Origin of the sequence: Mesorhizobium sp. M7D.F.Ca.US.004.03.1.1, assembly GCF_003998635.1 — a bacterium.
Taxonomy (GTDB): Bacteria; Pseudomonadota; Alphaproteobacteria; order Rhizobiales; family Rhizobiaceae; genus Mesorhizobium; species Mesorhizobium loti.
The window spans coordinates 1-516 of record NZ_RZQG01001729.1 but is presented as its reverse complement, the minus strand read 5'-3'; the positions used below and the strand labels follow the sequence as shown (position 1 = coordinate 516).

The 516-nt window shown below is 64.3% G+C and carries 2 pseudogenes; both read right to left on the bottom strand.

From position 1 onward, the window contains the following. Positions 1-209 (bottom strand): annotated as a pseudogene (locus tag EN935_RS39740) (ABC transporter permease); the annotation flags it as partial. 101 nt (positions 210-310) lie between these two features. Beyond that, positions 311-516, bottom strand: a pseudogene (locus EN935_RS39735) (rhizopine-binding protein); the annotation flags it as partial.

The following is a 516-nucleotide window of genomic DNA, read 5'->3' as shown; positions in this document are numbered from 1 at the left end:
ATGATGATCTGCAGCCGTGCCTCGTTGAAGATCGCGCTGACGTCGCTGCGGGTGTTGAACAGGAAACTGTCGCCGAGAAAGATGCGGCCGATCAGTTCGAAGACGACAACAAGAATGACAAGCGCCAGGAAGACGTTGAGTTCGGCAGGCCATGCGCGCTTCTTCGCGTCATAGCCGACCCCGCCGACGCCATGAGATGTCTGTGCCACGTATTCTGTCCTCCGTCGGCCGCGGTCGCCCCTCGCTGCCTTGCCGGCGCTGAGGGAAAGAGGAGCGGCGCTGCGTGAGCGCCGCTCCGTATGCCCGCTGCTCAGTTCTTCTTCAGGAACTTGTCGATGTTGGCCGGCGTCACCAGTTGGAAGGGGACGTAGACCTTGTGTTCGACCTTCTCGCCCTTGGCCAGCTTGAGCGCCGCATCCAGTGCGCCCGCGCCCTGGCCGGCCGCGTCCTGGAACACGGTTGCGTCGAGGTCGCCCGCCTGCATCGCGGCAAGCGCGTCCTGGGTGGCGTCGACGC